The 20,750-nt window shown below is 67.0% G+C and carries 17 protein-coding genes; 13 read left to right on the plus strand and 4 right to left on the minus strand.

The window, feature by feature from the left end; genetic code table 11:
• Positions 1-79: 79 nt before the first annotated feature.
• The 8 genes from TFC3_RS03005 to TFC3_RS03040 all read left to right on the plus strand — a co-directional run bounded on the left by TFC3_RS03005 (position 80) and on the right by TFC3_RS03040 (position 9,801).
• Complete coding sequence (locus TFC3_RS03005) at positions 80-1,234, plus strand: ROK family transcriptional regulator (protein ID WP_067495258.1); 1,155 nt, start codon at positions 80-82, stop codon at positions 1,232-1,234.
• Positions 1,231-2,034 (plus strand): ABC transporter permease, encoded by an 804-nt coding sequence (locus TFC3_RS03010; protein ID WP_067495261.1) that lies wholly within the window; start codon positions 1,231-1,233, stop codon positions 2,032-2,034. The genes TFC3_RS03005 and TFC3_RS03010 overlap by 4 nt, the downstream gene beginning before the upstream one ends.
• On the plus strand, positions 2,031-2,789 hold the full coding sequence (locus TFC3_RS03015; RefSeq protein ID WP_236717954.1) for an ABC transporter ATP-binding protein: 759 nt from the start codon (positions 2,031-2,033) through the stop codon (positions 2,787-2,789). The genes TFC3_RS03010 and TFC3_RS03015 overlap by 4 nt, the downstream gene beginning before the upstream one ends.
• Complete coding sequence (locus TFC3_RS03020; protein WP_067495267.1) at positions 2,786-3,769, plus strand: aliphatic sulfonate ABC transporter substrate-binding protein; 984 nt, start codon at positions 2,786-2,788, stop codon at positions 3,767-3,769. Before TFC3_RS03015 ends, TFC3_RS03020 begins: the two co-directional genes overlap by 4 nt.
• On the plus strand, positions 3,766-5,232 hold the full coding sequence (locus TFC3_RS03025) for a sulfatase-like hydrolase/transferase (RefSeq protein ID WP_201787113.1): 1,467 nt from the start codon (positions 3,766-3,768) through the stop codon (positions 5,230-5,232). The genes TFC3_RS03020 and TFC3_RS03025 overlap by 4 nt, the downstream gene beginning before the upstream one ends.
• On the plus strand, positions 5,229-6,650 hold the full coding sequence (locus tag TFC3_RS03030; RefSeq protein ID WP_067495269.1) for a sulfatase: 1,422 nt from the start codon (positions 5,229-5,231) through the stop codon (positions 6,648-6,650). Before TFC3_RS03025 ends, TFC3_RS03030 begins: the two co-directional genes overlap by 4 nt.
• Positions 6,651-6,739: 89 nt before the next feature.
• A complete protein-coding gene (locus TFC3_RS03035) occupies positions 6,740-7,555 on the plus strand; it encodes a formylglycine-generating enzyme family protein (RefSeq protein WP_236717955.1) in 816 nt (271 codons plus the stop codon).
• 17 nt (positions 7,556-7,572) lie between these two features.
• Entirely contained in the window at positions 7,573-9,801 is a 2,229-nt protein-coding gene (locus tag TFC3_RS03040; RefSeq protein ID WP_067495276.1) for a family 43 glycosylhydrolase, read from the plus strand.
• Between the two features lie 74 nt (positions 9,802-9,875).
• Here TFC3_RS03040 and TFC3_RS03045 read toward each other — a convergent pair whose 3' ends face one another.
• The 3 genes from TFC3_RS03045 to TFC3_RS03055 form a co-directional block, all read right to left on the minus strand.
• Positions 9,876-10,514 (minus strand): RloB family protein, encoded by a 639-nt coding sequence (locus tag TFC3_RS03045; protein WP_082771832.1) that lies wholly within the window; start codon positions 10,512-10,514, stop codon positions 9,876-9,878.
• Positions 10,511-11,764 (minus strand): ATP/GTP-binding protein, encoded by a 1,254-nt coding sequence (locus tag TFC3_RS03050; RefSeq protein WP_067495284.1) that lies wholly within the window; start codon positions 11,762-11,764, stop codon positions 10,511-10,513. The genes TFC3_RS03045 and TFC3_RS03050 overlap by 4 nt, the downstream gene beginning before the upstream one ends.
• A gap of 91 nt (positions 11,765-11,855) precedes the next feature.
• On the minus strand, positions 11,856-13,253 hold the full coding sequence (locus tag TFC3_RS03055; protein WP_067495287.1) for a hypothetical protein: 1,398 nt from the start codon (positions 13,251-13,253) through the stop codon (positions 11,856-11,858).
• 168 nt (positions 13,254-13,421) lie between these two features.
• On the opposite strand from TFC3_RS03055, the gene TFC3_RS03060 reads away from it, so the two are divergent.
• The 5 genes from TFC3_RS03060 to TFC3_RS03080 all read left to right on the plus strand — a co-directional run bounded on the left by TFC3_RS03060 (position 13,422) and on the right by TFC3_RS03080 (position 19,542).
• On the plus strand, positions 13,422-16,388 hold the full coding sequence (locus TFC3_RS03060; RefSeq protein WP_067505854.1) for a discoidin domain-containing protein: 2,967 nt from the start codon (positions 13,422-13,424) through the stop codon (positions 16,386-16,388).
• Positions 16,389-16,780: 392 nt separating this feature from the next.
• A complete protein-coding gene (locus TFC3_RS03065) occupies positions 16,781-17,107 on the plus strand; it encodes a hypothetical protein (protein ID WP_067495290.1) in 327 nt (108 codons plus the stop codon).
• Between the two features lie 36 nt (positions 17,108-17,143).
• Entirely contained in the window at positions 17,144-17,779 is a 636-nt protein-coding gene (locus tag TFC3_RS03070; RefSeq protein WP_153040073.1) for a hypothetical protein, read from the plus strand.
• A gap of 408 nt (positions 17,780-18,187) precedes the next feature.
• On the plus strand, positions 18,188-18,937 hold the full coding sequence (locus TFC3_RS03075; protein WP_067495296.1) for a DUF2382 domain-containing protein: 750 nt from the start codon (positions 18,188-18,190) through the stop codon (positions 18,935-18,937).
• A gap of 68 nt (positions 18,938-19,005) precedes the next feature.
• Positions 19,006-19,542 carry a YsnF/AvaK domain-containing protein gene (locus tag TFC3_RS03080; protein ID WP_236717956.1) on the plus strand — a complete coding sequence of 179 codons (537 nt, stop codon included), beginning with the start codon at positions 19,006-19,008 and terminating at the stop codon, positions 19,540-19,542.
• Between the two features lie 65 nt (positions 19,543-19,607).
• Here the strand turns inward: TFC3_RS03080 and TFC3_RS03085 are convergent, their stop codons facing one another.
• Positions 19,608-20,750, minus strand: a complete 1,143-nt coding sequence (locus TFC3_RS03085) for an MFS transporter (RefSeq protein WP_067495302.1) — start codon at positions 20,748-20,750, stop codon at positions 19,608-19,610.

Here is a 20,750-nt window from a genome sequence, read left to right on the forward strand (position 1 = left end):
AAGTAATCCTAGCTGTGAAGTAGAGATAATTATGCCGGAGTGTTGACGGAAAAATTCAAGCGGTCCTACCGTTGCGACCGTGCCGGGTGTTGAGGGCGTACATGCGCTGGTCAGGCGCGCTCATGAGGAGCGCGTCCTGACGCTGCTGCGTGAGCGCGGCAGCCTCAGCCGAGCCCAGATCGCGGCCCGGGTGGGGCTGTCGCGCACCACGCTCTCGGAGATCACGAGCGAGCTGCTGGCGCGGGGCGCGATCGTTGTGGTCACCACCGATGCCCAGGTGCGCGCCGGCAGTGGACGCCCGGCCGAGTTGCTCGCCCTGGACCCGCACTCCGGGCAGTTCATGGGCGTGGACCTGGGCCACACCCGGGTCCGGGTGGCGGTCGCCGACGCCTCGCACGAGATCATCGCGCAGGACCAAGGCTCGTACGCGGCCGAGACGCCGTGGGACGAGCGGCTGGCCGCCGCGTTCGCGCTGATCGACCGGATCGGGCGCGACTCCGGGGTCACCTACCAGGCGTTGCAGGGCATCGGGGTCGGCGTGGCGGGACCGCAGCCCGCCGGAAGCCCGCACTACGAGCAGGCCGCCGCCGCGTTCCGCCAGCGGTTCGCTGCGCCGGTGCTGGTCGACAACAACACCCGCTTCGCGGCGCTCGCCGAGGCCATCGCGGACGGCGAAGAAGCCCGCGACGTGCTTTACGTCCGCCTCTCCGACGGCATCGGCGGCGGCCTGGTGGTCAGTGGCCGCCTGGTCGCCGGTCGCTACGGCGTGGCCGGGGAGTTCGGGCACATCCCCGCCGACCCGGCCGGAGATGTGTGCCGGTGCGGCAAGCGTGGCTGCCTCGAAACCGTTGCTTCGGTCCCCGCGGTCCTGCGCGCGTGCCGGCTCGCCGGGCTCGACGACCTCGCCGCCGCCGTGGCCGCCGGTGAGCCCACCGCGACGGCAACCGTGGAACGCGCTGCCACCGCGGTCGGCAAGGTGCTCGCCAACGCCGCGCTGATCCTCAACCCGGAACGCATCGTCATCGGCGGCCGGCTGGTTTCCGCAGCTCCCGGCATCGTGGCTCGCGCGGGGGCGATCGTCGAGGCGGAGCTGGTGCCGGTTGGCGGGGACCGTCCGGACATCCGGGCCGCGCGCCTCGGCGACGACGACGGCGCCCGCGGGGCCATCGCCGCGTTGTTCAGACAGTCCCCGCTGCTGGCGGGCTACCCGGAAGCCGCAGGGAGCATGGCATGACGATTTTGGCCGACACCGCCGCGCCGGCAGTGCAGAAGAAGGCGCCCCGGCGCCGGGTGCGCACCCGCATGCTGGTGCTCAACGCCGTCTCGGTGGTGGCCGGCGTCGGCGTCTGGTGGGGGCTGGCCACATCCGGCGTCGACCTGCCGACCCCGCCCGAGGTGCTCAAGCGCTACGGCGAGCTGATCACCGATGGCACCTTGTTCGACGACATCGTGGCCAGCCTGACCCGCGTGCTGATCGGTTTCGTGCTCGGCGTCGCTGTGGCCGTACCCGTCGGATTCTTGATGGGTTGGTATGGCACTGTCCGCGGTCTCGTCGAACCTTGGGTGCAGTTCTTCCGCACGATCCCACCGCTCGCGATCATCCCGCTGGCCATCGTGCTGATGGGCATCGGTGAGACCCCGAAGATCTTCGTCATCTTCCTGGCCTCGTTCCTGGCCTGCGTGATCTCCACGTTCCAGGGCGTGGTCAACGTCGACAGGACGCTGATCAACGCGGCCCGGGTGCTCGGTGCCAACGACCGGGTCCTGTTCACCCGCGTGGTCGTACCGGCGTCCACGCCTTTCATTCTCGTCGGCATGCGGGTGGGTCTCGGGTCGTCCTGGGCCACGCTGGTCGCCGCCGAGCTGATCGCCGCGCAGCAGGGCCTGGGCTACCGGATGCAGAGCGCGCAGCTCTACTACGACCTCCCCACGATCTTCGTCGGGCTGATCACCATCGGCGTGCTCGGCCTGATCATGGACCGGCTGCTCCTGCTGGCCGAGACCAAGCTGACGAACTGGCAGGAGCGCCGTTGATCACGATTGATCGCATCCACAAGAGCTATCCGCTCAAGGGCGAGACGTTCACCGCGCTCGGCGACGTGTCGCTGGAGCTGGCCGACAACGAGTTCGTCACCGTGGTGGGCCCGTCCGGCTGCGGCAAGACCACGCTGATGAACATCCTCGCCGGGCTGGAGACGCCGACGAGCGGGCAGGCCCTCGTGGACGGGCAGGCGGTGACCGGCCCGGGACCCGAGCGCGGCGTGATCTTCCAGCAGTACGCGCTGTTCCCGTGGCTGACCGTGCGCAAGAACGTGGAGTTCGGCCTCAAGACCAAGGGCGTGGGGCGCGACGAGCGCCGCCGCATCGCCGAGCACTTCATCGACCTGGTCGGGCTCACCCAGTTCGCCGACGCGCTGCCCAAGACGCTGTCCGGCGGCATGAAGCAGCGCGTGGCCATCGCCCGGGCGTACGCGGTCAACCCGTCGATCCTGCTGATGGACGAGCCCTTCGGCGCTGTTGATGCGCTGACCCGCGTACGTCTGCAGGACCAGCTCCTCGCGACCTGGAGTCAGGAGAAGCGCACGGTCGTCTTCATCACCCACGACGTCGACGAGGCCGTGTTCCTGGCCAACCGGGTCGTCGTGATGGCGGCCCGGCCGGGCCGCATCGTCGAGATCATCGACGTCGATCTGCCCTACCCCCGCAATGACGAGCTGCGGCTCAGCCCCGCCTTCACGGCCCTGCGCAACCGCGTCTGGAATGCCGTCTACCACCAGGAGTCCCGATGAAACGACGTTCTTTGATCTTCGGCGCGGCCGCGACGCTGGCCTTGGCGGCCTGCGGCAACGACGATGACAGCGGCAGCAGCAGCGGCGGCACCACGAAGGTCAACTTCGGCTACATCGGTGACTACAACGGCACCAGCCTGCTCGCCGTGGCCAACGACCAGAAGCTGTGGGCCAAGCATGGCCTCGAAGCCAGCACCAAGGTGTTCACCAACGGCCCGCTGCAGGTCACCGCGCTCAACGCTGGTGATCTGGACTTCGGCTACATCGGCCCCGGCGCGATCTGGCTGCCCGCCTCGGGCAAGGCGAAGATCGTCGCGCTGAACTCGCTGGGCAACGCCGACCGGGTCATCGCCCAGGCCGGGATCACCGACCTGAGCCAGCTCAAGGGCAAGAAGGTCGGCGTGCCCGAGGGGACGTCCGGGGACATGATCCTCACCCTGGCGCTCAAGAAGGCCGGGCTGACCAGCAACGACATCCAGCGCGTGCCGATGGAGGCCGCGACCATCGTGTCGGCGTTCTCCTCCGGGCAGATCGACGCGGCCGGCATCTGGTACCCGCTGCTCAACAACATCAAGACCAAGAAGCCCGACCTGGTGGAGCTGGCCAAGGACGCGGACTTCGCCAGCGAGGTGTCCTTCCCGACCGCGTTCGTGGCTTCCAACGACGCCGCTTCGGGGGACAAGGCAACAAAGGTTCCTCAGGTACTGCGGGAAGCCATGGATTACCGCAAGGCGAACCCGGATCAGACGGTCAAGCTGGTCGCCGCGATGCTCAAGCAGGACGAGGCAGCGGTCAAGGCCGACGCCGCGAACAGCGAGATGCTCGACAGCAAGACGATCGACGGCTACAACACCGACGGTACGGCCGAGAAGTGGTTCAAGGGCCTCGGCGACTACTTCGTGGGCGCCGGCAAGCTCAAGGAGAACCCGGACCCGAAGACGTACTACCTGGGTGAGGCCTTCAGCAAGGCGGCTCAGTGAACGTTCTCTTCCTGATGACCGACCAGCACCGGGTCGACACGCTGGGGGCGTACGGGAATCCTCATGCCCGCACCCCCCACCTGGACGAGCTCGCTCGCACCGGGACCCGGTTCGATCGCTGGTACACGCCCACCGCGATCTGCACGCCGTCGCGGGCCAGCCTGCTCACCGGGCAGGCGCCGTTCCGGCACAAGGTGCTGGCCAACCACGAGCGCAACGTCGGTTATCAAGAGGATTTGGCGGACGGCACGTTCACGTTCCCGCAGGCGCTGCGCGAGCGGGGCTGGAACACCGGGCTGGTGGGCAAGTGGCATGCCGGCACCAAGAAGACGCACGCGGACTACGGCTTCGACGGCCCCGAGCTGCCGGGCTGGCACAACCCGGTGGACAGCCCGGATTATCTGGCCTATCTGTTGGAGAACGACCTTCCGCCGTACGAGATCAGCGATCGCATCCGCGGCACGCTCCCCAACGGTGGGCCGGGTAACCTGCTCGCGGCCCGGCTGCACCAGCCGGTCGAGGCGACGTTCGAGTACTACCTCGCCACCCGGACCATCGAGCTGATGCGCCGGTACGCCGAGGAAGGTAAGCCGTTCTACCTGTCGACGCACTTCTTCGGGCCGCACCTGCCGTACATCGTGCCGGATGCTTACTTCGACATGGTGGACCCGGCGCTGGTCGAGCTGCCGAAGTCGATCGCCGAAACGTTCGAGGGCAAGCCGCCGGTGCAGCGCAACTACAGCGCCCACTGGACGTTCGACACCATGCCGATCGAGGTGACGCGCAAGCTCATCGCGGTCTACTGGGGTTACGTCACGCTGATCGACGAGCAGATCGGGCGGATCCTGGCCGCGCTCGACGAGCTGGGCCTGACCGGGCAGACGTCGGTGTTCTTCACCTGCGACCACGGCGAGTTCACCGGCTCACACCGGCTGCACGACAAGGGCCCGGCCATGTACGAGGACATCTACCGCACGCCGGGCATCGTGCGGATCCCGGGCGCGCCGCCGCAGGTGCGTACCGAGTTCGTCAGCCTGCTCGACTGCACCGCGACCATCCTTGACCTGGCCGGCGCACCTGCCGATCAGGCCGTGGACTCGCGCAGCCTGGTCCCGTTGGTACGCGGGGAGCACCCGCAGTGGCAGCAGGACATTGTCGGGGAGTTCCATGGGCACCACTTCCCGTACCCGCAGCGGATGTTGCGTGAGGACCGCTACAAGCTCGTGGTCAACCCGGACTCCACGAACGAGCTGTACGACCTGCACAACGATCCCGACGAGCTGCTCAACATCTACCACCATCCGGAGATGGCCGAGGTGCGCGGGCGGATGCTCAAGCGGCTGTACGGCCTGCTGGTGGAGCGCGACGACCGCTTCTACCACTGGATGACGTCCATGTACGACATCGGCGAGGTCGACCACGACCCCACTCAGAGCGGGCTCGACGAGGCGTCCTACCGATGACGAACCGGCGGCCGAACATCGTCATGATCCTCACCGACGACCATGCGGCGCATGCGATCTCGGCGTACGGCTCGGTGGTCAACGCGACGCCGCGCATCGACGAGATTGCGAGTCTCGGCCGCCGTTTCGACAATTGCTTCGCGACGAATTCGCTGTGCTCGCCGAGCCGGGCCAGCATCCTCACCGGCACGTACAGCCACGTCAACGGGGTGACCACGCTGGTGACCCCGATCGACGCGTCGCAGCCCACGTTTGTCTCCCAGCTCAAGGCCGCCGGATATCGCACGGCAATGGTCGGCAAATGGCACATGGGCGATGGCGAGGGCCACAATCCTCAGCACTTCGACTACTGGGATGTGCTGATCGAGCAAGGCGAATACCACGATCCAGCCTTGCTGTCCGCGGCCGGGCTGCGCACGGTTCCCGGCTACACCACCGACGTCCTCACCGATCTGGCTCTCGAATGGGTCGAGTCGCTGGACGGCGATGACCCGTGGTGCGTGCTGATCTATCACAAGGCGCCGCACCGGCCGTGGGTTCCGCATCCGCGGCACGCCCACCTGTTCACCGAGCCAATCCCGGTGCCCGGCACCTTTGATGACGACTACGCCACCCGTACGTCGTCGGCGCGCCGGGCGGCCATGCGTATTGCCGAGCATTTGAACGCCGAGGATCTCAAAGTTGATCCGCCGCCGGGGCTGGACTACGAGGCCGAGGCGCTGTGGAAGTACCAGCGTTTCATGCAGGATTACCTGCGCTGTGTGCAGGCGGTGGATGAGAACGTCGGCCGGGTCACCGATTTTCTGCGCGACCGCGGTGACTTCGCTGACACCCTGCTCATGTATGCCTCCGACCAGGGCTTCTTCCTCGGCGACCACGGCTGGTTCGACAAGCGGTTCATGTACGAGGAATCGCTGCGCATGCCGCTGGTGCTCAGCTACCCCCGCCGCCTGCCGCCGGGCGAGCCGTTCACCGGCATCGTCACCAATGTCGACTGGGCGCAGACCATTCTCGACGTCGCCGGAGTCGCATCGCATCCCCGCATGCAGGGCCGCACCTTCTGGCCCGATCTGCTCGGCACCCCGCAGCAGCCCTCGGCCACCGGCATGTATTACCGCTACTGGGAACACGACGACATCTTCCACAAAGCACCTGCGCACTACGGTTACCGAACCGAGCGCTACAAGCTGATCTACTTCTACAACGACGGGCTCGGCCAGCCCGGAACCGGCGCCTTCACCTATCCCGGCGAATGGGAGCTCTACGACCTCGCCGTGGATCCGCGCGAGCTGCGAAACGTCTACCACGATCCGGCGTACGTTTCGATCCGCGACGATTTGGCCCGGCGCATGTGGCAGGAGCAGGCACGATTGCTCGACAAGCCACATCCTTCGCAAGCAAAGCCGGTGGGATTATGAGTTCCTGCTGCTCCCCGTCCGCCGGTCGGCCGTCGCTGCCGTCCGTCGGCTTCGCTGTTCGTGGCCGGCACGGCCTCGCTCAAGTTCTCGTGCCCGCTCAAACCTTCGTGATGGGCGACGCCGGCGACGATGGCGTCCGGCCAGACGGCGAAACGCCGCTGCATCCCGTGCGAATAGATGGCTTCTCCATCGATGCCACCACCGTGACCGTCGCCGATTTCCGGGCTTTCACCGAAGCGACTGGCTATCGCACCGAGGCCGAGCAATACGGCTGGTCGGCCGTCTTCCACCTGGCCGTCTCCGACCCGGATCAGGTGGCCGGGCAGATGGCCGGAACCCCGTGGTGGCTGGGCGTCACCGGCGCCGATTGGGCGCACCCTGACGGCCCGTCCTCGACCGCGCTTGACGATCACCCAGTCGTGCACGTGAGCTGGAACGACGCCCAGGCCTACTGCACGTGGGCCGGGCGTCGGCTGCCCACCGAAGCCGAATGGGAAGGCGCGGCCCGCGGCGGCCGGGAATCGCAGCGCTACCCGTGGGGTGACGAGCTGCCGGCCGAATGGAACTGCAACATCTGGCAGGGCGAATTCCCGGTCGGCAACACCGCCGAGGACGGCTGGCTCACCACGGCCCCCGCCCGCAGCTACAAACCCAACGACTACGGCCTTTACCAGCCCATCGGCAACGTCTGGGAATGGTGTGCCGACTGGTTCTCGCCGGCCTACTACGCGCAGTCGCCGGTGGACAACCCGCAGGGGCCCGCTCTGGGTGCCGCCCGGGTCATTCGCGGTGGCTCGTACCTGTGTCACGACTCGTACTGCAATCGCTACCGATGTGCCGCCCGTTCCTCGAACACCCCCGATTCCTCAACCGGCAACACGGGATTTCGCACGATAGCCGTCTAGCTGGAGGTCACGCACGGATGCGTAAAACCCCCGTCCTCCTGTCCCTGCTTCTGAGCATCACGGGACTCGGCGCAATTGCGCCAACCAGCCCCGTGGCCGCCGCTGTCCGGGCCGCCACCTACACCAATCCGGTCAGCGCCGGAACCGTCGACACGTTCCCCGACCCGGCCACGATCAAGGCCAAAGATGGCAAGTGGTACGCGTACGGCACCACGAACCCGATCTTCAACAGCAAAGGGGAGACCGGGGAGCACATCCTGCCGATTCTCAGTTCGGCCGACCTCGTGCACTGGACGTACGAGGGAGATGTCTTCGCCCTGAATGCGAAACCATCGTGGTGGCCTGCGGCGGCGCGGCAGTGGGCGCCGGACATCCGCTATTTCAACAATGAGTACCACCTGACCTACGCCCAATCGACCGGCGGTATCGCACTGGTCACCAGCCCGAATCCGAACGGGCCGTGGACCGATCGCGGGTTGATCGTGCCGAACGGCAGCGGCTGCCCGAGCGGCACCATCGACCAGGCGATGTTCCAGGACACCGACGGCTCGTACTACCTCTATTGGGGTAGCTACGACACCATTTGCGCGGCCAGGATGAACGACAATGCCACCGCCATCACCGGCGCGGTCACCACCATTGCCCGGGGCCGGCGGATGGAAGGCGGCTTCGTCGTTCACCGCGGCGGCTACTACTACCTGTTCTATTCCGACGGCGGCTGCTGCGACGGCGCGTTCAGCGGATATGTCACCAAGGTCGGCCGGGCCACCTCGCCCACCGGCCCGTTCACCAGCCCCGGTGGGCTGAACCTGATGGACACCACCAGCAAGGACGGCATCGTCGTCGCGGCCAATGGCAACGGCTGGGCCGGACCGGGGCACAACGCCTTCACCACCGACCTGGCCGGGCAGGACTGGCTCGTCTACCACGCCATCTCCGAGAAGGACCCGGATTTCCCGCCGGTCACCGGGGCCAACGGCGCCACGCTCAACCTGACCAGGCGGCCGCTGCTCATCGACCGGCTGGACTGGATAAACGGGTGGCCCGTGGTCAATGCCGGGGCCGGCCCGTCCGCGGGGGCGCAGACCGCGCCGGTAACCACCTGGACCGTCGGTAGCACCTTCGAATCCTCGGCCGGCTTCGGCACCAACTGGCCGCTGGTGGACGGTCACCTGTCGACCACCACGGCCTCGACCGTGCTGAGCAACGCCTCGATCGGCGGTGACGTGCGGGTGGAAGGTGACGTGCGGGGGACCTCGGCCGGCATCGTGGCGAGCTACCAGTCGGCTAGCAAGCAGATCGCGGCTTGGCTGGACAGCAGCACCAAGCGCTTCGTCGTGTCGGTGGGCGGGGCGCAGACGTCGGCGCCGCTGCCGGCGAACTTCAACTACAACTCGTGGCACACCATCGCGCTGGAGAAGCGGGGGACGTCGCTGTACGCCGAGGTTTCCGCCGCTCGGCTGCGGGACGCTGTAGCCACGGTTTCGGTCGCTGTGCCGGCCTCCTTCGGCGGTGGGCGCATCGGCGCGGTGTCGAAGTCGGGCGCCGCGGACGTGGACAACTTGGGCGCGGCGCCGCTGTACCAGCCGGTCACCAAGCGGGTGGCCGACCCGGCGGTGGGGGTCCTGCTGCCGGCGTATTCCGACGAGTTCACCGGTACCTCGCTCGGGGCCGGGTGGAGCTGGGTGCGGGGCAACCCGGGTGCGACGGTCAGCGGGGGTTCCTTGGTCTGGCCGACTCAGCAGGCGGAACTGTATCTGGGGGACAACTCGGCGTCCGTGCTGACCCGGGACGTACCGGCGAACGATTTTGTGGTCGAAACGAAGTTGACCTTCGACGGCACGCGCGGGAACCAGCAGGCCGGGTTGCTGCTGTACGAGAACGACGACCGCTTCGTGAAGCTGGTTCACTCGGTGCTGCCACTGACCACCTACGGACCCGCCGCCGTGCAGCAGACCATCGAGTTCACGAAGGAGCACACGCGGGTTTCAACAGGTCAGACGTTCTCCGGGCCGATGTTCGGTGGACCGGCTCGGGCGACGACATGGCTGCGGCTGGCCTACCACTATGACGCCGCAAACAACGCCAACGACGTGCGCATGGCCTCCAGCACCGACGGCAAGACCTGGGAGTGGGGTGGCGCTTGGTCCTTCCCGCGCGGCGGCCCGCTCAAAATCGGCCTGGTGTCCATGAACACGTCCGGTGCAACCGGCACGTTCGACTACGTCCGGACGTACGGCCACTGACCTACTCGGAGGCGGCCGGCTCGGTCGGCCGCCTTCACAAGCTTGGCTGCCAGCTGAGCCGCTTCCTTCCCGCTCTAACCGTCCGCTGGTCCGGCTGGCCTTTCGACTGCCTCAAGGAAGCGGTGCATGCCGGAAGAGGGGTTGTCCTGAGGAAAGCGCGTGCCTGCGCGCGAGTGCCGGTTCTCCAGCTGCGCTGCGCGCCGAGCCGCTTCCTTACGCAACGGCATGTACCGCTGTGGCTCAATCCCCTTGCCCTTGCGGCCGTCCAGCGCGCGACTCGTTCGTTCAACCACGTCCGTGTTGTCGAACCTGCCGTAGTCCTGGAAATGCAGGATGAGCCAGATTTCAAAGCAGGGGTTGGACACTGCCACATTGATGTGAAACGTCCGAGCAAGCGCTATCGCCTCGGCGAGGCGGGTGTGGTTTTGCGGCCACTCAACGTCGAACAAGCACCAGCACTCGTCGACCTCACGATCCTCCTTGCGTGCCACTGCCATCTCAACCAGCGTGATGGGAGCACCCTGCTCGGGATGGATCTCGATATTGAGGGCGGTGTTCTGAGCGACATGCGGAAGACGTTTCAACCCGTTGACGTAATCCGGCTCAGATTTCTTACCCTCGCAGAAGACCACAAAGGTTCGCAGTTCGGGACGCTTGCCCGTCGCCCTCTTCAGCGGTGAGCCGGTGCGGCGGCGTGGCCGTGGGACGCTCATCCGATCAGCCCGAGCGCTCGCAGCAATCTGCTTTGATCTATTTGAGGCAGGGCGCCGAAGCGGCCATGAAGATACGCGTTCTCCAGATCCTGGGATTTGCGGACTCGTTCGCCGGCGAATTCGGCGAGCGCGCCCAAGTGGGTGGAGCCGTTCACGCGCTTCTCCGTCAGCCAGAGTTCGTCGCGGTTCAGATGATTCAGCAGGCTGGTATCGTGCGACGTGAAGATGAGCTGCGCGCCGAGTGGGTTCAGCGTGGCGCTGCCGAAAATCTTCAGCAGTTCGGCAGAAAGCGTCGGGTGCAGGCTCGCGTCAAGCTCGTCGAAGACCACGACCGAGCCAAGGCGCAGCGCCGACAGAACAGGCCCGATCAGCCTGAACCAGGTTCTCGTGCCTTCCGATTCAGCTAAGAAGTCAAGCGGAGCGGTCGCGTCTCCGGCCTTGTGCACAAGTCTCAGCCGCCGGTGTGTCCGTACCTCATCGGAGCCCGGAAAAACAATATTCTGATCGTCGATCAGGACGTCCTCGATTCCGAGATCGGCTAGCCGTAGCATTGCCAGCGCCTGTTCCCGATCGCGATCCGTCTCGTCAGTGAAGAGGGCGGGCTGTTCCGCAGCATTGTCGAACCAGCGCTCGGTGGAATCGTTGGAGCGCGTACGAGAACGCGTAAACCTGCCTAGGCCAAAGGTCCGGATGTTCCGGATTTCTTGCACAAATCGGCTGACCAATGGCTCGTCGAACCGTCTCGCCGCCGACAGAGCCAGGGTCCGTTCGGTGAGCAGTTCTCGTGTGCCTGATAGCGCTCCGAGCCCTCGCTGAAGCTTGAGATCCAGCCCTTCGCGTTCGAACAGCCGCCGTCGTTTCTTTTCCGGGTAGTGGAAGAGGCCTTCGTAGAACACCCGTTCACCGCTCACCTCGAGCACATACTCGAAACGGATCCCATCGATGGCCACTTCCACCACGAATTCGGTCGTCTCGGCAAGCCTGTCGCCAAACGCGAACGGTTCCACCGGAATCGCGTCATCCCAATAGCGTAGGGAGTCGGCTACTGCGTCATGCAGCCAGGCGAGCGCCGCCATGACATTGGACTTGCCGGAGGCGTTGGGTCCGAAGACGGCAGCGCGGGTCAGGAGGTCAACGCCTAGCTGTGGCGCCGCACGCACGCTTTCACGGTTCCGGTCGACGGCGACCATCGAGAGCTCGACCGCCTCAGCGATCGACCGGAAGTTGGACACCTCGAACCTGATCAGCACAGGGCTAGCTTAGCGCCGACACCCCGCTGACAGATTCTTCTTTTCGTCATATTTTAACGAATAGCGGTCCCTGCTAACCTCCTGGACGCTCTCAGGCGACTGCGTCGGGGCGGGTGAGGAGGGTCTTGTACCAGTCGGCGTCGGGGGAGTTCGTGGCCGGGAAGTTGGCGAGCGGGTCGGTCGCCAGCGCGGCCGAGTCGAAATCCCAGCCGCGGGCGGTGACGCCGGACTGGCGGGCCGAGGTGATGAAGGACTTGTTCGAAGCCGGTGCCGCCCAGAAGAGCGCGCCGTCCTTGAGTTCCGCGCTGTCGCCCGACTGGTATTCCACGAAGGACAGTTGCGGGAAGCGAATGCGAGCGGCCGGGGCGCGGTCGGTGGTTGCGGTTAGCGTGCCTGCTGACACCTTGACCGTACGCCCGGAAGACGTTGCCGTGGTGGTCGGGAAGCGAGCGTCGGAAGTGGTGGCGTGGGCGCCCCAGGTGATGGTGGATGCTCCGGCCGTACCCTTCCAATCCCAGTTCTGGGTGTTGCCCTGGCTCTGGTGAATTTCGCGGAACGAGGAGGTGGCCGGGTCGGTGAACGCGACGCTGGGCAGAACGCCGGTGTCATACTTGGCCGCCGCTGACCAGGTGATCTCGCCGGTTTCGCCGAGGTGGCCGGCGCGGGCCCACAGGTTGTTGTTGCTCGGCGCCTGGTGAACTTCGACGAGGGTGCCGTCGTTGTTGAGCGCCACGGCCGGGTTCTTGCCGGTGTCGTACTTGCCGTGCCGCTGCCAGGTCAGCTTTCCGTCCGTGCCGTACGTTCCGGTCCAGTACCAGAGGACGCCCGATCCGTTGTCGTGCACCTCGACCACCTTGCCGGCGGCGTTGATCGCCACCGCGGGGTTGCTGCCCGTCTCCCGCTTGTAGCCCGTGCGCGCCGTCGCGTTGCCGGAAAGCACTGTCACCACCCGGCCGCGCAGGGAACCAACCGTCGGCAGCGCGCCGGAAGTATCGAGCGCCCGGACCAGGCGAGTGCCGAAGACGTCGGAGATTTCCTGGTTCAGCGCCGCGAGGTTGCCGGTCGCGTAGGACGTCCGCGCGGTCGGATCGTCCTTGAGGTCGAGCAGCACGGTGACCGGGGAGGCCGAGGGGTGTGCCGCCGACCAGGTGCTGACCGCGGTCAGCCAGTCGCGAAGATGGTCCCCGGCGGGATTGCCGCCGGTGTGGTCGACCTGGTTGCCCGCGGAGTTGTGCCCGATCCGGTAGTCGCCGGCGCTTGCGTAGTCGCCACTCCAGACGTCGAACTCCACGAACCGCACACCCGAATCGAGCTGATGGACTATCGAGCCCCGGGCACCGGAGATGGTGCCCGAGTACGAGTTGTGCGTCGCCCGCGAAACCGCTGAAGCAAACGGCAAGTCGTCGGTGGAAGCGGCGTGTGCGGGGGCAGGCAGGGCAATGAGCGTGGCGCTGACCATGGTCGCGCCCATCACGCGAAGACCGATCATGTGGTTGAGGCTAAGAGTTATTGCCACACATCAATGGAAGCCGAGCCGAACGAGGCGTGAACGTCAGACCGGCGAGCGCGACCTTCCCGATCACCTACGGCGGATTTGACAGCCTTTGGCGTGGAAGCGAAGGCTGTACTGGCGATTCCGATCCGCCGGGGAGGTTCCGTGTTGCCACTGTCCCGCCGCCAGCTACTGGCTCTGGCCAGCCTGAGCAGCGCCGCGTCCCTGCCGGTGACCGCCGCCACCACGTCGTGGGCCGCCGGCAAGGACGACCCGGTCGCCGACATCTATCGGCAGGTGCTGCACGTGCACACCCGGTGGGTCGAGCAGCAGTGGGACCCCTCGATCGGGGCCTACGCCGCCGCCGACTTCCGCTTCGCCGTCGTGCTGGGCAACGCCGTGCTGCTCGGCCTCGACGACTACGACCCCCACCTCGCCGACATCGACGCGGCCACCCTGCGCGCCAAGACCGTCACCACGATTCAGCGCTACGCCGCCAGCAACCGGCTCGCCGGCGGCACCGGGTGGGGCCGGCAACTGTTCTGGGACTCGACCTTCGAGCTCTACTTCGTGCTCGCCGCGCGGCTGATGTGGGCCGACCTGGACGCCGACACGCAGAACAACGTGCAGGCCATCGCTACCGGCCAGGCCGCCTACGCGTTCGGGTTGGGCACCGGCAACGACCCGATGAGCGGCGACTGGAGCCCGAACGGCACGACCGGGGGCTGGCAGGGCGACACCAAGCTCGAGGAGATGGGCGTCTACGCGCAGTCGCTGGCTCCCGGCCTGGCCTGGGCGGGCGACTCGGCTGCGGCCGCCGAGTGGCGTGAGCGGTTTCTGCTGTGGACGGTCAACCAGAGCGGTCTGCCCGCCGCCGACCGGGCCAACCCGGCGACCATCGACGGCAAGCGCATCGACCGGCTGCTGACCGCCCACAACCTGCATGACTCCTTCATCGTCGAGAACCACCAGTCGGCCAACCCCCACTACCAGGCCGAGCTTTGGCGTACGGCGGGCCGCGCGGCGATCCACTTCCTGGTGGCCCAGCAGGCGGTGCCCCAGGTGCTGAGCCACCAGCCCAACGGCGACGAGCTCTGGCGCACGCTGATGTTGCTGGCCAGCGACGCCGGTGAGCCGGTCATGCCGATGCTCGCCGACCGCTACCACCTGTATGGGCGCGACGTGCTGCCGCTGGCCTACCTGGCCCAGGTCCGCGGCGACCGCAACGCCGCCCGGGCCGAAGCCGACCTGGCCGAGCGCCTGATGCCCTATGTCCGCTACGCACCCAGGAACCAGCTCACCAAGTTCAGCGGCGAGGAGAAGTACGAGGCCGAGGCCCGCGCCGAACTCGCCATCGCCTACCTCTTCCACCGCCTGCGCGCCGACCCCGTGCGCCCGGTCACCCCGGAACAGTTCTTCCTGGCCGCCCGCGGCACCCGGGTCTTCGGTGATGAGGTCGGCCTGACCGTCCAGCAGTCCGAGACCGCGTTCGCCGCGGCCGTCACCAAGCCCGAACACGTGAGCTTCCTGTGGCAGCCCGGTCACGACAACTGGCTCATCGACACCACTCACTCGGTGTTCCTGCCCAACGGCACCGACGTCACCGACCGCTGGACCACGGCGTACCAGAGGAATCGTGACGGCTTCGACGCCACCGCCACCGTGCTGGCCGTGAACTCGCGCTACGCCGGCCTGACCACGCTGCCGACCGGCACCGTCGTCTACGCCAGCACTGGCCTGCCCGGCGAGGGCGGTCTGACCCTGTTCAACCTCACCATGCCCGGGGTGCCCGGCCTGGACGGCTCCCGCACGTTCACCTACGCCGGCGGCCGCGCCGACCTCACCGACCAGGTATCCGGCAACATCACTTTCACCCCGCGCGACGCCCGCTACGTGCGGATGCTCGGCCGCGAGCCGGCCACCCGGTACGGGTATTCGATGTATACGTTCGAGGTGCTCGACGTCCACGGCGCGGACCTGGCCCAGGGCGCGATGCCGATCGCCTCCTCCGAGGACATGTGGTACCCCGCTCGTAACGCCACCGACGGCAACCTCGAATCCCGCTGGGCCGTGTCCCGCGAGGAACGCACCCGCCCGGACAGCTGGATCGCCGTGGACCTGGGGTCCCCGGTGCAAGTGGCCGGCGTCCGCATCGCCTGGGAAGCCGCGTACGGCAAAAAGTTCGTCATCCAAACCTCAACCGACGCCGTAACCTGGACCGACGCCGCAGCCGTCCCTGAAACCCGAGCAGCCGGCCGCTGGGTCACCATCGACGGCCGGGCGGCCCTGGTCACCCACGGCGCCAAGACCCCCATCACCGTTTCCGCCACCGAGGTCCACGCCCCCGCCCCCATCATCGAGGGCTACACCGGTGCTGGAAAGGATGTCCCCGCAGCGGCCGCCCGCACCCTGCCCGCCGCCAAGGGTTTGCTGGTGAGCGACGCCGACGGCTACCTCAGCCTGTTCAACCTCACCCCGGACCCGGTCCGCAACACCCCGGTCCATCTCCCATCCCGCCACCTGCTCTATGCCGGCACCCAAACCGTGACCCCCCAAGGCCTTGAATGGCGCGCCACCCTCCCCGGCGCCACCGCCCGCGTCGAGCCCCCTCGCTTCACCGTCACCGGCACCCTGCCCCCCGGCACCACCTTCGAGGTCACCGATTCTCACCAGCTGATCGTCAAAGCCCCCCGCCCCCACCGGGTAACAGTCAAACTCCAAACCGGACCCTGGACCACAACGGTACGAGTAAGCGCCGGCGAATCCCGCACAGTAACCTTCCCCGGCGTCCCCATCACCCCAACCGCAGACCTGGCCCGCGGCCGCACCACCTTCCCCACGTCACCCCTCCCGCCCGGAATGACGTCTCCGTCCCGAGCCGTAGACGGCAACCCGGCTACGAGCTGGCGCCCCGGGTCTGCCGCCCGGATGGTGGTGGATGTGGGCGCTGTTCGTGTGATCAAGGACGTGGCGGTGTCGTGGACGGCCGGGAAGCGTCGGCCTTACCGGATCGACGGGTCGCAGGATGGGCTCTCGTACGCGGCGCTGGGGGAACGGGCGCGGTATGTGGCGTTGAGTATTGACGGGTGGCGTGAGGGGGATGCTGAGGTTCGGGAGTTCTCCATTACGTGAAGCGAGCCGGGCTTTCAGGCCCGGCTCGCTTCTGATTGGTGGTGCTTTGTTTGTCTTTTCGGCTTGACTGCTTGATTACGGTTGCCGGGCTTTGGGGGTGGCCCTCTTATCGCTGAGGCGCCTTTTCGTGCCTTTGTCGTGCTGACGGCCTTGGCGTGCTGACGGCCTTGGCGTGCTGACGGCCTTGGCGCGCTGACGCTCTTACGCCAGGGGGCTTACGCTCCTACGCCAGGGGGTTGGTGGAGGAGCCGGACGTCGTGGGGTCGCTCTTAGCCGGTCGGCGGGGCGGGCGCGGCACCGGGGTACCAGCAGCAGCCGTCGCGGTGTCATGCTCGATCGCAGCCTTGACCGTCGCAGGCGTGGCCGTCACGTTGTCATGATCAATCGCCGGCTTGACCGTAGCGGGCGTCGCTTTCACAGCCTCGTCGCTGCCGCTCGCGGATTTGCCTGCCGTGGGCTTGGCCGTACTCGCCGAGTCGCTTTCGCTCGCCGGCTTGGCGGACGCGGACTTCGACGTTGTGGCAGAACTGCTGGTCGCAGGCTTGTCTGTCGCACTGGAGCTGCTCGTCGCGGGCTTGGCCGTGCTGGTGCTCGTCGCGGGCTTCGCCGTGCTGGTGCTCGTTGCGGGCTTGGCCGTGCTGGCGCTCGTCGCGGGCTTGGCCGTGGTGGTGGAGCTGCCGGTCGCGGGCTTGGCCGGGGTGGTGGGGCTGCCGGTCTGAGGCGTCGTCGTCACGGCGGGGCTGGTGGTTGTGGCCTTGGTCGCCTTGCTGCCGGAGGCCGAGGTGCCTGCCGTTGCATTGTCGCTGGTCGTGGGCTTCGTCGTCGTCCCGCTGGTCGCAGGCTTCGTCGTCGCGGAGTTGCCGCCCGTCGCGGAGTTGCCGCTCGTTGCGGAGCTGCTGCTCGACGGGGAGGTGCTTGAGGTCCCCGAGCTGCTGCCACCGGTCGCGGACTTGCTCGACGTCGGGGAATCGCTGGCGCCAGAAGTCGCGGAACCGCTGCCGGTGGGAGGCGTGCTCGGCTTGACAGAGCCACTGCCCGATTTGCCCGCCGTCGTCGACCCAGACCCAGACCCAGCGCCGGAGCCCGAAGCGGAACCTGATCCGGAGCCGGACGCAGCCGCGAAACCGGAGCCAGAGGCGGAACCGGAGTCCGACCCAGAACCTGAGACCGAAGAATCCGACCTCGAGGAACCCGCCGAAGCCTTCTGCTTGGCGGAGTCAACCAAACCCTCAGCCTGCTCGACGGCGGGAAGGCCCTGGGCCTTGCGGGCCATGGCGACGATCTGGTCGTACTTTTCGCGGCCCGCGCGGCTGCCGAGCACGTACCCGATCGCCACGCCGGCGGCCAGCTTGATCACCCTCATGTTGTCCCCTCCGAACCTGTCGTGCTGAAACCGAAGCACCTGTCGTGCTGAAACCGAAGCACCTGTCGTGCTGAAACCGAAGCACCTGTCGTGCCGAGCGAAGCTGAACCGAACTATCCCCGTTCCAATCCCCACCAGCGGGATTTCTAATCAGCGTGGGCTTGCCAGATGTCGTCCGGCGCAGGCCGGCAGCGCCGGCTACCACCTGCGCGGGCTACATCCGCAAGGTTGCGGGTTTATGGCCCAAACGGACGGGCATCGTCTTTGGCATCAAGCTTTCGGAGCAGCGCCACCTCGGGCGCAGAGCGCCACGAAGCGCGCGGACAGGCCGCGTGAGAAGCGCAGAAAGAATGCAACCAAAAGCGCACCGGTTTGCCGTTTAAAGCTTATGCAAATCCCGATAAATGCACGCGAAACCCCATGGAAAGGACTTGCCGTGATCACCCAGAACGATATCGCCCGCCTCGACAACGCTGACGTCTACGAGACCGATGGTGACAAGATCGGTTCGGTTGGGCAGGTCTTCCTCGACGCCCAGAGTGGCGAACCGGAGTGGGTCACCGTCAGGACCGGTCTCTTCGGTACGAAGGAAAGCTTCATCCCCCTGCAAGGTGCCCGGGTGTCCGAGGATCGCATCACGGTTGCCTATCGCAAGGACCAGGTCAAGGACGCCCCGCGCATCGATGCTGACGGACCGCTTTCGGCCACCGAGGAAAACGAGCTGTACACCTTCTATGGCCTGAACAGTGACAACTACGGCACCGAGAACTACGGCGGCGAAAGCTACGGCCGGGCAGACGGCGACGCGGGCGACGCGATGACCCGTTCCGAGGAGCGCCTGGTCGCCGGCACCCGCACCGAGGAAGCCGGTCGCGCTCGCCTGCGCAAGTACGTCGTGACCGAGGAGCAGCAGGTCAACGTCCCGGTCACCCGCGAGGAAGTCCGCCTTGAGCGCGAGCCGATCACCGACGCCAACGTGGGTGACGCCTTCGACGGGCCGGAGATCAGCGAGGCCGAGCACGAGGTCACCTTGCACGCCGAGCGTGCGGTTGTGGACACCGAGGTCGTACCAGTGGAGCGGGTCCGGCTGGGTAAGGAAACCGTGCGTGACCAGGAGACCGTCAGCGGTCAGGTCCGCAAGGAGCAGATCGAGTTCGACGGCCCCGACGGCCGCGACCGCCTCTGACCCGCGGGGAGGCGGCCGGGTCATCAGACCCGGCCGCCTCCCTCCCTCGACTGTTGATGGAGGCAATGATGAACAGCACCGAATTGCAGGCTCTCACCGACGACGAGTTGCGCGCCCGCGGCACCACCGCCGGCATCCTCAACAGCGAAGGAATGCGTCGTGAGGAGCTGATCGCCGCCCTGCAGGAAACCGGCGAAGCGATGACCCGGTCCGAGGAGCGGCTGGTCGCCAGCACCGAGGTTTATGAAACCGGACGTGCCCGGCTGCGCAAATATGTGGTTACCGAGGAGGTGCAGATAACCGTTCAGGTACGCCGTGAGGAACTGCGTCTGGAGCAGGAGGAAATTCCGGTTGGCGGTCGTCAACTGGTGGAGGACCCCGACGTGTTCGGCCCCAGCGAGACGTTCGGCGGTCCCGACGGGGGAACGATCTTCGAGGTCACCCTGCATGAGGAACGGCCCGTGGTCACCACCGAGATCGTTCCGGTCCAGCGGGTTCGCCTGACCAAGCTCGTGCACACCGACGACCATGTCATCTCCGGCCAGGTCCGCAAGGAACGCATCGAAGCCGACCTCCCTGGCCAGCCCCGCACCACCCTCGACTGAAGACGGAACCGGGTGAGAACCGCCCCAAGGCTGAAGACCGAGCCGGGTGAAGGCGCGCTGAAAGGCTAAGCGTCAACCCGTTCCGCAGAATCCCGCGACCCCCACCGGACCGGCAGCACACTAACCACAGCCAGCCAGGCGGTACCCACCACAGTCCCCAGCCCCCAAGCCAAACTCGTCCCCTCAGCAATGAACCCGATAGCCGGCGGCCCAACCAGCAACCCGGTGGTGCCCATGGCCGCAGCCATGGTCAGCGCCGTCGACCCATGGTGAGCCGCCGCCACATACAAGCAAGGGCTGACCGCAGCCATCCCCAACCCCACACAAGCGAATCCGGCCAGCGCGGGATAGGCGCCCCCGACCAGCAGCGCCACCGCCAGCCCAGCACCGGCCAGCGTTCCTCCGGCAACCACCACCCGCTTGTCGCCCCAGCGGTCACGCCAGCCGTCGGCGAACAGACGGGCGGTCAGCATCATGCCCGCGGTGACCGCGATGCCGAGCGGCAGCAAGCGATCCGAGGCGTGCGCGACCTCCTTGAGGTACAACGCCGACCAGTCGGTCATCGCGCCCTCGGTGATGGTGGCCAGCAGCATGGCCAGGCCCAGCCACAGCACTACCGTTGTCGGACGGAACGCTGAGCGGCCTTCGGGTTTGCCGGGGTTCGGCAGGTCCTGGTCCAGCAGCGCCGGGCGGGCCAGCAGCACCAGGGCCACCAGGATGGCTCCGGCGACGATGAAGTGCAATGTCATCGAGGTGATGGCCGAGGCCAGCAGTGCGGCGCTGAAGATGCCGGCGCTGAACATGGCGTGCAGCTTGGCCATTGTCGTACGTCCCGAGGTGCTTTCCAGCGCGGCGCCCTGGGCGTTCATCGCGACGTTCAGGCAGCCGACCGCCACGCCGTCCACCAGCAACACGGCCAGCGCCAGCGGGAAGGTGGGCGCGGTGGCGAGGCCGGCCAGCGCGGCTACCAGTACGAACACGGCGGCGACGGCGAGGCGGCGGGAACCGTACGCGGCCATCAGCTTGGGGACCAGCGGGAACGACACGACCGCGCCCACGCCGGCGGCCAGCAGCAACACGCCCACCTCGGCGGCGGACAGGTCGAGGCGTTCGGTGATGGCGGGAATGCGGGCGGCCCACGTCGAGTATTGGAAGCCCAGAGCGGCGAACAATGCGGCGATGGACAGTTGCGAACGGCGGAATGACAT

Source organism: Actinoplanes sp. TFC3, assembly GCF_001553785.1.
Taxonomy (GTDB): Bacteria; Actinomycetota; Actinomycetes; order Mycobacteriales; family Micromonosporaceae; genus Actinoplanes.